Source organism: Maribacter sp. MMG018 (assembly GCF_018100785.1).
In the GTDB taxonomy this organism is placed as follows: Bacteria; Bacteroidota; Bacteroidia; order Flavobacteriales; family Flavobacteriaceae; genus Maribacter.
Genome location: NZ_JAGJEC010000003.1, coordinates 149,638 through 164,223 on the forward strand (window position 1 = coordinate 149,638; position 14,586 = coordinate 164,223).

General features: G+C 40.1%; 11 protein-coding genes. 9 read left to right on the forward strand and 2 right to left on the reverse strand.

The features are described 5' to 3' along the window. Window positions 1-98 precede the first annotated feature (98 nt). A complete protein-coding gene (locus tag J8L85_RS14640) occupies window positions 99-1,220 on the forward strand; it encodes a PQQ-dependent sugar dehydrogenase (RefSeq protein WP_211018491.1) in 1,122 nt (373 codons plus the stop codon). 18 nt (window positions 1,221-1,238) lie between these two features. On the opposite strand, the gene murQ is transcribed toward J8L85_RS14640, so the two are convergent. Together murQ and J8L85_RS14650 are read right to left on the reverse strand one after the other, a co-directional pair. After that, complete coding sequence (murQ, locus tag J8L85_RS14645; protein ID WP_211018503.1) at window positions 1,239-2,054, reverse strand: N-acetylmuramic acid 6-phosphate etherase; 816 nt, start codon at window positions 2,052-2,054, stop codon at window positions 1,239-1,241. Window positions 2,055-2,058: 4 nt separating this feature from the next. Next, a complete protein-coding gene (locus J8L85_RS14650) occupies window positions 2,059-2,808 on the reverse strand; it encodes a DeoR/GlpR family DNA-binding transcription regulator (protein WP_211018504.1) in 750 nt (249 codons plus the stop codon). A 199-nt stretch (window positions 2,809-3,007) separates the two neighbouring features. Between J8L85_RS14650 and nagB the strand changes: the two genes are divergently transcribed. The 8 genes from nagB (at window position 3,008) to acs (ending at window position 14,523) form a co-directional block, all read left to right on the forward strand. Then, window positions 3,008-4,933 (forward strand): glucosamine-6-phosphate deaminase, encoded by a 1,926-nt coding sequence (gene nagB, locus J8L85_RS14655; protein ID WP_211018505.1) that lies wholly within the window; start codon window positions 3,008-3,010, stop codon window positions 4,931-4,933. Between the two features lie 136 nt (window positions 4,934-5,069). Continuing rightward, a complete protein-coding gene (locus J8L85_RS14660; RefSeq protein WP_211018506.1) occupies window positions 5,070-6,602 on the forward strand; it encodes a family 10 glycosylhydrolase in 1,533 nt (510 codons plus the stop codon). Continuing rightward, a complete protein-coding gene (locus J8L85_RS14665; RefSeq protein ID WP_211018507.1) occupies window positions 6,586-7,860 on the forward strand; it encodes an MFS transporter in 1,275 nt (424 codons plus the stop codon). The genes J8L85_RS14660 and J8L85_RS14665 overlap by 17 nt, the downstream gene beginning before the upstream one ends. Then, a complete protein-coding gene (locus tag J8L85_RS14670; protein WP_211018508.1) occupies window positions 7,853-9,418 on the forward strand; it encodes a glycoside hydrolase family 3 protein in 1,566 nt (521 codons plus the stop codon). Before J8L85_RS14665 ends, J8L85_RS14670 begins: the two co-directional genes overlap by 8 nt. 23 nt (window positions 9,419-9,441) lie before the next feature. Beyond that, window positions 9,442-10,518 carry an anhydro-N-acetylmuramic acid kinase gene (locus J8L85_RS14675; protein ID WP_211018509.1) on the forward strand — a complete coding sequence of 359 codons (1,077 nt, stop codon included), beginning with the start codon at window positions 9,442-9,444 and terminating at the stop codon, window positions 10,516-10,518. Between the two features lie 45 nt (window positions 10,519-10,563). Next, a complete protein-coding gene (locus J8L85_RS14680) occupies window positions 10,564-10,821 on the forward strand; it encodes a DUF4212 domain-containing protein (RefSeq protein ID WP_211018510.1) in 258 nt (85 codons plus the stop codon). Between the two features lie 64 nt (window positions 10,822-10,885). After that, on the forward strand, window positions 10,886-12,580 hold the full coding sequence (locus J8L85_RS14685) for a sodium:solute symporter family protein (protein WP_211018511.1): 1,695 nt from the start codon (window positions 10,886-10,888) through the stop codon (window positions 12,578-12,580). A 35-nt stretch (window positions 12,581-12,615) separates the two neighbouring features. Next, window positions 12,616-14,523 (forward strand): acetate--CoA ligase, encoded by a 1,908-nt coding sequence (gene acs / locus J8L85_RS14690; protein ID WP_211018512.1) that lies wholly within the window; start codon window positions 12,616-12,618, stop codon window positions 14,521-14,523. Window positions 14,524-14,586: the final 63 nt, after the last annotated feature.

Here is a 14,586-nt window from a genome sequence, read left to right on the forward strand (position 1 = left end):
GGTGACACTATTGTTCTTGATGTAATTATTTATACTTATATTTTTCTCTTTATCTTTAAAAAATCATTTATCATATAACATTCTTCTAACGTCATATTATGAATAAAAGTGTATTCTTAGTCCTTTTTTTTATTGCATTGCTAAATTCATCTTGCGCACAAAACCCTGAAAATAAGGTTTCTAGCGTCAGCAACCCTTCTTACACCAGTGAGTTGTTCGTCGATGATATACAAATTCCATGGGGTCTCGCATTCTTACCGGATGGTAGCATGCTTATTACCGAGAAATCTGGGGAAATCATTCATTTTATGAACGGAAAAAAAACAAAAATTTCCAATGTACCCGAAGTATACCAACGGGGACAAGGAGGTTTATTGGATATAGAAATTCACCCAGATTATAAAGAAAACGGTTGGATCTACATTTCATACGCCTCTACGGACGGACCAGAAAAAGGGGGGCATACGGCCATTATGAGGGCTAAATTGGATGACAATGCCTTGATTCAAAAACAAGTACTGTACAAAGCCTCTCCCAATACCACTAAAGGACAGCATTTTGGCTCTAGAATCGTTTTTGATAATGACGGCTATCTATTCTTTTCTATCGGGGAAAGAGGCGAGCGTGATGTAAACCCACAAGATATAACTAGGGACGGTGGTAAAATTTATAGAATTTATGATGATGGAAGAATTCCCGAAGACAACCCTTTTGTAAATGAGGCCGGCGCCAAAACAGCCATATACAGTTACGGCCATAGAAACCCGCAAGGTCTTGTAAAACATCCTGAAACCGGTGAGATATGGGACAACGAACATGGCCCAAGGGGTGGCGATGAAATAAATATCATTAAAAAAGGTGCCAACTACGGGTGGCCATTGGTAACGTATGGCATTAACTATAGCGGCACCCCAATAACCGACAAAACAACAATGGAAGGAACAGAACAACCAATACATTATTGGGTACCGTCTATTGCACCGAGCGGTATGGCCTTTATTACCTCAGATAAATATGATGGTTGGCAAGGAAGCCTTTTGGTGGGGTCATTGGCCTTTCAATATCTAGAGCGTTTAGAGCTACAGGGAAATCAAGTTATAAAACGAGAAAAACTCTTAGATGGAAAAGGCCGGGTACGTGTAGTAAAACAAGGTCCCGATGGTCTTATATATGTAGGTGTTGAAGGTAAAGGTATCTACAAGCTAATTCCAAAGAAATAAACAAAAAAGGGTATTCAATTAATTTTGAATACCCTTTTCCAATGCTTTTTTAACGGAACCATATTTTTTCAGTAATCGTTCGGCTTCATCATAGCTAACTCCCAATCCTTCAACAATATATCTGGTTCCCCGATCCACCAATTTTTCGTTGGTCAGTTGCATGTTTACCATTTTATTGCCTTTTACCCTTCCTATTTTGATCATTAAGGCTGTGGAAATCATATTGAGCACCAATTTTTGCGAAGTACCACTTTTCATTCGTGTACTACCGGTCACAAATTCAGGTCCCACGTTTACCTCGATCGGTATGTCCGCCACTTCTGTAATCGGCGATTGCGGATTGTTGGTTATACAAGCCGTCAAAATACCATGGGCCCTAGCTTTCTTTAAACCTCCAATAACATAAGGCGTAGTACCCGAAGCGGCAATACCTACGACAACATCTTTTTCGTTTATGACATGTTGATTAAGGTCTACCCAAGCCTGTTCTGTATCATCCTCCGCATTTTCCACTGCTTTTCTTATGGCTACATCACCACCTGCAATAAGGCCCACTACCCTTTCATGTGGCATACCGAATGTCGGTGGAATCTCAGAAGCATCTAAAATACCAAGCCTTCCACTAGTACCCGCACCAATATAAAATAAACGCCCTCCGTTAGAAAATTTCTCGGCAAGGGCATCTACCAATTTAGTGATCTGCGGAATCACCAATGCTACGGCATCCGCCACTTTTTTATCTTCTTCATTCATTTTTTGAAGAATGGTAGTGGTATCCAATAATTCTAAATTATCATAATTGGAGGATGTCTCCGTTATTTTTTTATAACTCATATAATTATAATATTCTTATATCCAGACTCTTAAAAGCACCCAACAGACTATCCTCAGGGTCTAGCTCAGTAATCATCGTATTAATCGCATTTATATCGCATGTTTTATATCGATGTTGCGAATTTAGTTTTTCCGATATAGATAATAAAACCGTTTTTTTAGACGCCTTAATTACCGCTTTTTTTATTTGTACAATATCCCAATCAAACTCGGTTAGGCCATATACCGCGTCTACATACCCTGTACCTATAAAGCTGTAATCAACTTTGATCTCAGAAAGATTATGGATGGCATTCGCCCCTATAGAAATTTGAGATTCCTTTGACACCTGTCCACCAATAGATATAACCGTAATATTGGGTTTGTGGGACAGTTCCATAGCTACCGGAAGACTAATGGTAAAACAGGTCAGGTGCAAATTATCGGGTATAGACCTTACCAGCTCTAAACAAGTAGTTCCGCCATCAATGAAAATTACGGCACCGTCCTTTAACAAGGTCGTTGCCTTTTTTGCAATCTTCATCTTCTCTTCCAATGCATAAATATTGGTGTTTCTGGTATTTTTATTGGTAAAACCAAGAGATATGGCACCACCGTGTACCCTTTTTAACTTGTTCTCCGCATCTAACTCTTTAACATCGCGCCTTACGGTATCGATAGAGACATCCAAGCTTTCGGCTATATCCGTCAATAGAATCCGGTTATGCAATTCTACCTCGTTTAATATGGTTTGTTGACGTTCTTCCTTTAGCATTTCTATTACAGAAAAATATATTTCGGCAAATATAATTAAAAAAAACGACCTGCCGTTTTATACCGTTATAAGTAAAGCTAACATCAAATAATTCTTAATAAAAGCAAAAAACAGCATTAAAAAATGCAAAAAACAGCAAAATGAAATATTATTGCCTATATTTGCAAGGTTTAAAACAACAAACGCAGAACTTACCAATATGAAAACAATCAAGTCGAGAAAAAAGATAGACATCAGCCATAAGCCGATCGGCCAGTTTGAGGAAACACGTTTTGAAAAAATTCACAATGTTATTTTTTCGGATTCCAATGAGGCTTCTGTACGGGTAGCGGAAGAAATAGCCGACCTGATCAAGAAAAAACAAGCTCAGAACAAAACCTGTGTTCTTGGTTTAGCTACCGGATCTTCTCCGATACGTGTGTACGAAGAATTGGTAAGAATGCACAAAGAGGAAGGGTTGAGCTTTAAAAATGTTATCACTTTTAATCTTGACGAATACCTGCCAATGGAGCCCAGTAACATTCAAAGTTACCACTACTTCATGCACGAGCATCTTTTTAAACATATAGATATTGCACCAGAGAACATCCATATTCCGGACGGAACGGTATCCAATGAAGAAACTGTAGATTTTTGTTTGGCATACGAACAAAAAATAAAAGAATGTGGAGGACTCGATTTTCAATTATTGGGAATAGGAAGAACAGGGCACATAGGTTTTAACGAACCTGGCTCCCATTATAATTCGGGCACAAGGGTAATTACCTTGGACCACATTACAAGGGTAGATGCGGCACCGGCATTCTTGGGAATTGCCAATGTACCAAGAAAGGCGATCACCATGGGAATTGCCACGGTAAGAAAAGCAAAACGAATAGTACTTTTGGGCTGGGGAGAAAATAAGGCCGAGATCATAAAAAAAACAATCGAGGGTGAAATATCTTCTCAAGTACCGGCCACCTACCTTCAAAACCATGACAACTGTACTTTTATCTTAGATTCTGGTGCCGCCTCCGAGCTTACCAAAAACAAGACCCCATGGCTTGTTGATGCCTGTGAATGGACAGAAGAACTAAAAGCAAAAGCAATTATATGGTTGTGCGAAAAAACAGGAAAGACTATTCTTAGCCTTACCGATAAAGACTATAATGATAATGGAATGGCAGATTTACTTTCCATGGAGGATTCGTACGATTTGAATATTCAAATTTTCAATAAACTACAACATACTATCACGGGCTGGCCAGGCGGAAAACCAAATGCCGACGATACCAACAGGCCAGAAAGGGCCACGCCTGCAAAAAAACGTGTAATCATTTTTAGCCCCCACCCCGATGACGACGTTATTTCTATGGGAGGTACCTTCGACCGCCTAGTAGAACAAGGCCATGAGGTTCATGTGGTTTACCAAACTTCGGGCAACATTGCCGTTTCCGATACCGACGCACGTAAATATGCAGAAGTTGCCATGAAGTTGAATCCATCGGAAAAAGCACAAGAGATCATCAACGCTATTACGAACAAAACCGACAGTGAGATTGACACGCCAGAGGTTCGTACGTTAAAAGGAGATATCCGAAAATCGGAATCGTACGCCGCCACAAGGTACATGGGCCTAAAAGATGCCAATGTCCATTTTTTAGACCTTCCCTTTTATGAGACAGGTACCATTAAAAAGAATAATTTATCGGAAGAGGATATTGCCATAGTTACCGATATCATTAGATCCATTAAACCGCACCAAATATATGCGGCCGGTGATTTGGCAGATCCGCACGGCACCCATAAGGTTTGTTTGGACGCCATCTTTGAAGCTGTAGACAGGTTAAAACCGGAACCTTTTATGAACGATTGTTGGTTGTGGCTATACCGAGGTGCTTGGCACGAATGGGACATTAATGAAATTGAAATGTGTGTACCCATGAGTCCTAGCCAAGTTCTTAAAAAACGTCATGCCATATTTTGCCATCAATCGCAAAAAGACGGGGTAATGTTTCAAGGCGACGATTCTAGGGAGTTCTGGATGCGTGCCGAAGAAAGAAACCGTAATACGGCCAACAAATACAAAGCTTTGGGCCTTTCTTCGTATGCTGCTATGGAAGCATTTGTTAGATACAAATTCTAAAACATTAGAATACAAGAAACCTACAATAGCTTATTAGAAAAAGATGGTAAGACCACTAAAAAACCAGTTGATTTAATTTTAATCCTTAACATTAAAGGCCTATTTTAGATTTAGATAGGCCTTTTTTTATTTTAACATGCCAAGATACCTTTGTTTAGTAGCAGTACTCTTAATACTTAATTCTTGTAGTATTTTTAAATCTAACATACCTCAGCCCAAAACGGAGTTTAGAGGTGTATGGATCGCCACTGTCGTTAATATCGACTGGCCAAAAAATGGTTCGGACCTCGTTGATAAACAAAAGGAAGATTACCTTAAAATATTGGATTTTTACCACGAACTCAATTACAATGCCGTCATTGTACAAATTAGGGCCGCGGGCGACGCTTTTTATAATTCAGAAGAAGCACCTTGGTCACGATTTTTAACAGGTACCGAAGGGGAAAATTCAAAATGGCCAGAAGACCCTTTAAGCTGGATGATACACGAAGCCCATACCAGGGGTATGGAATTTCATGCCTGGTTAAATCCTTATCGAGCCACTTTCGATTTAAAAACGGAGGTTCTTAGCGACGAACATGACTTTAACACCCACCCGGAATGGATGTTGAAATATGGAAAAAAATACTATTATGACCCAGGATTACCTGAAGTACGTAAAAAAATGGTCGCCATCATCGATGAAATTGTATCAAATTACGACATTGATGCCATACACTATGATGATTATTTTTACCCGTATACCATTAAAGACGAAATTTTTAACGATAGCATCACCTACTATAACTGTGCCCAGCCCGAACAAAGTTTAGAAGATTGGAGAAGAAGTAATATAGATAGTCTCATCAAGGATAGCCATTCTATCATCAAAGCAAAAAAACCTTGGGTCCAATTTGGGGTAAGTCCGTTCGGGGTATGGAAAAACAATGCTACGGATCCTCGAGGTTCCGACACCAAGGCCGGACAAACAACCTATGACAACCTGTATGCAGATCCTCTTCTGTGGATGCAAAAAGGATGGTTAGATTACTTGGCCCCACAACTATATTGGAGCATGGACCTTCCCGCCGCATCACATTCAAAATTAATTGATTGGTGGGCCAGCAATAGTGTCAACACCAATATTTACATAGGAAACGGAGCGTATAAAGTACGTAACAATAGCGACAAGGCCTGGGACCAAAAAAAAGAATTGCCCAATCAATTTAAATTGGCAAGACGTATCCCAGAAATTCAGGGCAACATAGTTTTTAGTGCAAAATCTTTAATGAACAACAACCCCGATGTAGTATCGTACTTAAAAAAGAAATATTACCGTTGGCAGGCATTGCCCCCCACCTCCCCTATTGTAGATCCACCTAGAGACCAAAAGATCAAGATAATATCCAGTCACCAATCTGCCGATTACATAGAATTGGAATTGGACGGAACCAGCGATATTAGATATGCATTGGTATACAAGACCAGAAAAAAGGAAAAAGAAGTATATCCTATCAAAAAATTGAGACAGAAAATTTTTATAACCCCAGGTTCGAATACCTTGACCATTCCAAAAGAATTGATAAAAGGCAATTATTTTGCCGTTACTTTTTTTGATAAATATGGAAGGGAGTCAAAACCTACAATTTTACCTTTAAAAAAAATAAACGGATATGGTTCAAAAAGATAAAGGTGCTTGGGCATGGGTACCGGTATTGTACTTTACACAAGGGCTACCCTATGTACTAGTGGTTACGGTTTCTGTAATTATGTATAAAAAACTAGGGGTCAGTAATTCGGATATCGGCCTATATACAAGTTGGCTATACCTACCATGGGTCTTAAAACCCCTGTGGAGTCCTTTTGTAGATTTAAAAAGTACCAAAAGAAAGTGGTTTTTGTCTATGCAGTTATTAATTGCCGTAGCCCTGTTAGGTGTTGGCCTTGCCATACCCACCAATATGTTCTTTATTACCACCTTGGCCTGTTTTTGGATGGCCGCTTTTGCTTCGGCGACCAATGATATTGCATCCGATGGTTATTATATGATTGGCCTCACCGAAAAAAAACAATCCTTTTTTGTAGGCATGCGAAGTACATTTTATCGTTTGGCGATGGTTACCGGAGAAGGATTGATCGTGATCATGGCCGGTTTTCTGGAAAACAAATATGGAGACAACACCAAAGCCTGGAGCATAACCATGGTAATTGCAGCCGTATTGATGTTGATATTGACAATTTCCAATTTTTTGGTAACACCAAAATATGAATCCTCAACCGCAATTTCGACCGATAAGCCAGAAGGTTTTTTAGATGTTTTTACCTCTTTTTTTAAAAAGAAGGACATAGGCATCGCCCTCGCCTTTATCTTATCTTTCAGGTTAGGAGAATCGCAATTGGTGAAAATGGCAGCGCCCTTTATGCTAGATAGCCCAGAAAAGGGCGGTTTGGGCTATTCCACAGAACAGATCGGAACCATCTTCGGAACCGCTGGGGTGATAATGCTTTCCATAGGAGGAATTTTAGGAGGTATTCTTATTTCTAGGGACGGATTAAAAAAGTGGATGCTCCCCATGGTATTGTCCTTAAACGTTCCGAATATCCTCTATGCAATTTTAGCTTTCACCAAAACAACCAGTATTATACCCGTAGCGGCAACTGTAATATTCGAAAAATTCGGATATGGTTTCGGATTCACCGCATTTTTAATGTACCTGATATACATATCGGAAGGAAAATCAAAAACAAGCCATTACGCCATAGCCACCGGTTTTATGGCCCTTGGCATGATGCTTCCTGGCATGATCAGCGGATACATGCAACAATGGCTCGGTTATGATGGTTTCTTTATCTGGGTGGTCATCGCAGCGTTACCTGCCCTGTTCTTATTAAAATTTATTACTTATCCTCCAGAGTTCGGAAAAAAAACAAATGAAACGAATGCATAAAATAATACCCCTAGAAAAAGCTAAAAATGCGTTGAGCAAAGCCGAAAAGGTAGGACAGTTTTTTATGCCTGCCGCCTTTATCAATGATACCGAGGAAGAAATTACACAGTTAGAAAACCTCATCAAAAACTACGGGGTCGGTGGGTTGTGCTTCTTTCACTCTAGGGCAAGCGCAGCGACTAATTTTGAAGGCAAAAAAGAAATTATTAGAAACGAAAACAGTTTCGAGACCTTAAAAAAACTTGTGCAGAGATATCAATCGGTATCCAAATACCCCCTTTTTATTGCTATAGATGCGGAATGGGGATTGGCCATGCGAATAGAAAACACGCCCAAGTACCCTTACGCTATTACCTTGGGAGCCATTCATGATAATACCGATTTAATTTACCAAGTAGGTAAGAACATTGCAAAAGATTGTAAAAAAGCCGGTATTCATTGGAATTTATCGCCCGTCGTCGACATTAACAACAATCCCAACAACCCGGTAATAGGATATCGTTCTTTTGGCGACGATAAAAAAATGGTTGCCCAGAAGGCCATGGCCTATGTAAAGGGAACAGAAAGTGAAGGTGTACTTACAAGTATTAAACACTTTCCCGGGCATGGGGACACCGATGTAGATTCTCATCTTGGAATACCCGTTATTAACAAAACAAAAGAAGAACTGGAAAACAACGAACTTTATCCTTTTCAAGAAATAATAAACGAAGGTGTAGATGCCGTAATGGTAGGGCATTTGTCCGTTCCCGCACTGGCAGCAGGAAAGAGCACTCCTTCCAGTATATCAAAAGAAATCATAAAAGACCTATTGAGAAAGAAAATGGGATTTTCGGGCGTGGTAATATCCGACGCTCTTAACATGCATGCCGTATCCAAAAACTTTCCCGTAAAAGGTGAGTTGGAATGGCTTGCCTTTGATGCAGGCAACGATATTTTATGTTTCGCGGAGCACACAGAGGATGCTATAGATATGATCTTAAAAAAGGCTACCAACGAACAAATAGAAGAGAGTTTTGACAGGGTTTGGAAATTGAAAGAAAAAGCCATAACCGAAGAACTTACAGAGCTTACCAAAGAACTTGTATATGACACCGCCCTTAACAGAAAACTTGCGGAACAGAGTATTACTTTATACAAAGGTTCCGAAAAAGAAATCACGAAGTTTGGCGAGTCCGATTTTTGCACCTTAACCCTTAAAAGATACAACGAACAACAAGACGAAGATGATATTATTTCTTCGCTCGCCATATCTCGTAACGAAATTGAAAATGAGAATAACATTCTATTATTGTTGACCCCACCACAAATTAAACCCAATAACAATTTTGGTTTTTTACCAGAGGAAATTCAATTTATAAACGAAATATTGAGCACTAAAAATGTGGTACTATACCATTTTGGAAATCCGTATGCCCTGAAACTCTTTTCCATAGAAAACACCAAGGCTACGGTAATCGTTTATCAAAATTTCAAAGAATTTCAAGACGTGGCCGCCGCCCATTTTCAGGGAAAAATAAAATCTGTCGGAAAACTACCTGTGAAACTGAATATATAATTGCATAACAAAAATATATATACATGAAAGTATACAAAACAGTAGGAATGATGTCTGGCACGTCTTTAGACGGTCTGGACCTGGCCTATTGCCATATCTGGAAAGACAAAGATAAATGGGCGTTTGAAATTAAATGTACAGACAGTGTTTCGTACGATCAAAAAATGGAGAAAGAGCTCAAAGACTCCATTCACCTACCGGCAGAAAAACTGCTTCAATTGCACAACACCTACGGTACCTGGTTGGGCGAAAAGGCACATTCCTTTATTACCGATAACAATCTTGAGGTAGATTTTATTGCCAGTCATGGACATACCTCTCACCATAGGCCAGAATTGGGTCTAACTTTTCAATTAGGTTCAGGACAACATTTGGCAAATGCATCTCAAAAGAAAGTTATTTGCGATTTTAGAAGTAACGATCTTGCCTTAGGCGGACAGGGAGCTCCATTGGTACCCATTGGCGACCGACTTATATTCGGAGCATATGATTTTTGTCTGAACCTAGGGGGTATCAGTAATATTTCTTTTGAAGTAAAAGACCGCAGAATAGCTTATGATATAGGTCTGGCGAATATGATACTCAATTATATTACCAGAAAAATAGATTTGAACTATGACAAAGATGGTAACATGGCGAGATCTGGGGAGATAAACACAAGCATGCTCAATGAACTTAACAATTTAAAATATTACCTACTGCCCTACCCCAAATCTATTGGGTACGAGTGGTTCTTGGAAGAAGTGGTACCGATCGTTGAAAATACCGACGACACTATCGAAAATCTTTTGCACACATCCATTCATCACATTTGCGAAAAAATTGCACAGCAGGTCAGTTTAAACGCCAATAAGCAAAAACAACGATTGTTCATTACTGGCGGTGGAGCGCTAAATTCCTTTTTAATAGAAACCCTAAAACAAAAGTTAGATCCTAAAATTGAAGTAGTAGTACCGGACAAACAACTCATCGAATTTAAGGAAGCCCTGGTTTTTGCACTAATGGGCGTACTTAGGGAAGAACGCGAGATAAATATCTTAAAAACAGTAACCGGAGCCAAAAGAGACTCTTCTAGCGGTGTAATTTTCTTACCTAATTAAAGTATTTTCACTAAATTTCTGTCATAAATGAATATTTCATAAAAAATGTCGGACAAAAAAATGAAAGCCACCGCTTATTGGAAAGAGAACGTAAAATATCTCTTTTTGCTATTGACCATATGGTTCTTAGTATCTTATGGCGCTGGAATCTTGTTCAAAGACGCTTTGAACACTATAAAAATAGGAGGTTTTAAACTTGGCTTTTGGTTTGCCCAACAAGGATCCATTTATGTTTTTGTAATACTCATATTTGTCTATGTAAGACTAATGAACAAATTGGATAAAAAATATGGATACGATTAATTAACGCCCCCCCTTCACCAACAATTCCATTACCAAAAGAAATCAACCTAACCCAAAAAATGTTATGAGCGTACAAACTTGGACTTATATTTTAGTCGGAATTACTTTTGCGCTGTATATTGGAATTGCCATTTGGTCAAGGGCGGGCTCTACCAAAGAATTTTATGTGGCGGGCGGGGGTGTTTCGCCTTTGGCGAACGGTATGGCCACAGCGGCCGACTGGATGTCCGCGGCCTCCTTTATTTCTATGGCCGGCATTATTGCATTCGCCGGTTACGACGGATCCGTTTACCTTATGGGATGGACCGGCGGATATGTACTACTGGCCTTATTACTAGCCCCTTACTTACGTAAATTCGGAAAATTTACCGTTCCCGATTTTATAGGTGACCGTTACTACTCAAAAACAGCAAGAATTGTAGCTGTAATCTGTGCCCTCATAGTATCTTTTACATATGTAGCAGGGCAAATGCGGGGAGTAGGTGTTGTATTTTCCCGTTTTTTAGAGGTTGACATCAATACCGGTGTGGTCATCGGAATGATCATCGTATTGTTCTATGCCGTTTTGGGGGGCATGAAAGGAATTACATACACCCAAGTGGCACAATATTGTGTACTCATTTTCGCCTTTATGGTGCCTGCTATCTTTATTTCTATACAAATGACCGGCAACCCGATTCCGCAATTGGGCATGGGCTCCACCCTCTCGGACGGATCGGGAACATATCTTTTAGATAAATTGGACGGTCTTTCGACAGAACTAGGTTTTAATGAATATACCAGCGGCACAAAATCCATTGCGGACGTATTCGCCATTACTTTGGCCTTAATGGTAGGTACAGCAGGGCTGCCCCATGTAATTGTGCGGTTCTTTACCGTAAAACGGGTCAAAGATGCCCGAAAATCTGCAGGGTTGGCCTTATTGTTGATCGCCATCTTGTACACGACCGCCCCTGCCGTATCGGTATTTGCCAGAACCAACATGATAAATACCGTAAGCGACAAAGAATACGTTACCATGCCAGAATGGTTTAAAAACTGGGAAACTACAGGACTATTGCAGTTTGACGACAAAAACAAAGATGGAAAAATACAATATGTGGCAGATACCGATAAAAATGAACTTATTGTTGATCGTGACATCATGGTGCTGGCCAATCCGGAAATTGCCAATTTACCGGCTTGGGTAATCGCTTTGGTCGCTGCCGGTGGTCTTGCCGCAGCATTGTCTACGGCAGCAGGCCTATTGTTGGTTATTTCTGCTTCAGTTTCCCATGACCTTATCAAAAAAGTATTTAAACCGAATATCTCAGACAAAGGAGAACTATGGGCCGCAAGAATTTCCGCTACGGTCGCAGTAGTTATCGCCGGGTATTTCGGAATTAATCCGCCAGGGTTCGTTGCCGCCGTTGTCGCCCTGGCCTTTGGCCTAGCGGCAGCCTCTTTTTTTCCCGCCATTGTTCTAGGTATATTTTACAAGAAAATGAATAAAGAAGGAGCCATTGCAGGTATGGTCATAGGTACCTTGTTGATGTTGTTCTATATGACAAAATTCAAATTCGGATGGTTTGGTGGTGGCACACCGGCCGATTGGTGGTTCGGAATATCGCCCGAAGGATTTGGAAGTATTGCAATGATCGCGAATTTTATAGTTTCTATAGTTATCATGAAATTCACCCCGGATCCACCGGAAGATGTCCAAGAAATCGTAGAGGACATACGGATCCCCAGTGGGGCAAAAGAAGCCATTGATCATTAATTGTTTATAATTTAAAATGAAATCAGAATTTAGAGATGAGTAATTACCACATTAAACATTTAGAGGAGTATTATCAAGTTTACAGAAAATCGGTACGTAACCCAGAAGCTTTTTGGGAAGAAATCGCAGAAGAACATTTTGTTTGGAGAAAACGTTGGAACAATGTACTTAGTTGGGATTTTAGTAAACCGGAAATAAAATGGTTCGAGGGTGCTAAATTAAACATTACCGAAAACTGTATAGATAGACATTTACCTACAAGGGGAAACAAAACTGCCATTCTTTTTGAGCCGAACGACCCAAAAGAAGAAGCTGAACATATTACCTACAGGCAATTACATGAACGTGTATGTAAAATGGCCAATGTATTATTGGAAAAAGGCATTAAAAAAGGAGATCGTGTATGTATCTATTTGCCCATGATCCCCGAATTGGCTATTTCTCTTTTGGCCTGCGCCCGTATCGGAGCTATACATTCGGTGGTATTCGCAGGTTTTTCTTCCCATGCGCTTTCCACTAGAATTAACGATTCTGACTGTAAATTGGTAATAACCTCCGATGGTTCTTACAGAGGAGCAAAAACCATAGACCTTAAGAGTATTGTTGACAAGGCGCTTGTAGATTGCCCCGGGGTAAATACGGTATTGGTAACAAAAAGAATCAACAGCGACATAGAAATGGTCGACGGAAGGGATTATTGGTTACAACCCTTATTGGACGAGGCATACGGGGACAATGTTGCAGAAGTAATGGATGCCGAAGACCCCTTATTCATACTATACACCTCTGGATCTACGGGCAGACCCAAAGGAATGGTACATACCATTGGTGGTTATATGGTATACACGGCATATACTTTTAAAAATGTTTTTCAATACAAAGAAAACGATGTTTATTGGTGTACCGCAGATATTGGGTGGATTACAGGACACTCTTACATAGTATACGGTCCATTGGCAAATGGGGCAACCACGGTAATGTTCGAGGGGGTACCGTCGTATCCAGATTACGGTCGCTTTTGGGATGTAGTTCAAAAACACAAAGTAAACCAGTTCTATACCGCGCCTACGGCCATAAGGGCCCTGGCCAAAGAGAATCTAGAATTTATAGAAAAACATGACTTGTCCAGCCTTAAGGTACTTGGTTCTGTAGGGGAACCTATTAACGAAGAAGCTTGGCATTGGTACAACAACAATGTAGGTAAGAACCGTAGCCCTATTGTTGATACTTGGTGGCAAACCGAAACAGGGGGCATCATGATCACCCCTATCCCCTACGTTACCCCTACTACCCCAACCTACGCCACATTACCTTTTATTGGTATTCAGCCCGCCCTTATGGATGAAAACGGAAATGAAATAAAGGGCAACCAGGTAGAAGGTAGATTATGCGTAAAATACCCTTGGCCTTCGATTGCAAGAACCATTTGGGGAAATCACGATAGGTACCGAGACACCTATTTCTCGGCATATAAGAATATGTATTTTACAGGTGACGGTGCATTAAGGGATGCCGTAGGATATTACAGAATTACGGGTAGAGTTGATGACGTAATCATTGTTTCGGGCCATAATTTGGGTACCGCACCAATTGAAGATTCCATTAACGAACACCAGGCTGTGGCAGAATCCGCCATTGTAGGTTTCCCCCACGACGTAAAAGGAAACGCACTTTATGGATTTATAATACTAAAGGAAACCGGAGAAAGCAGGGATCGGGAAAATGTAAGAAAAGAGATCAACCAACAGATCACAGAGCATATAGGCCCCATTGCCAAACTTGATAAAATTCAGTTCGTATCCGGTCTACCAAAAACAAGAAGCGGAAAGATCATGCGTAGAATACTACGTAAAATAGCAAGTAAGGACACTTCTAATTTAGGGGACACCAGCACATTACTAAATCCAGAAGTTGTACAAGAGATTATAGATAATGCCTTATAGCATCAATATATGCTAATTACCTTTTTGTATTACAAGAATTCGTCAGACCCAAATTTTAAAAGG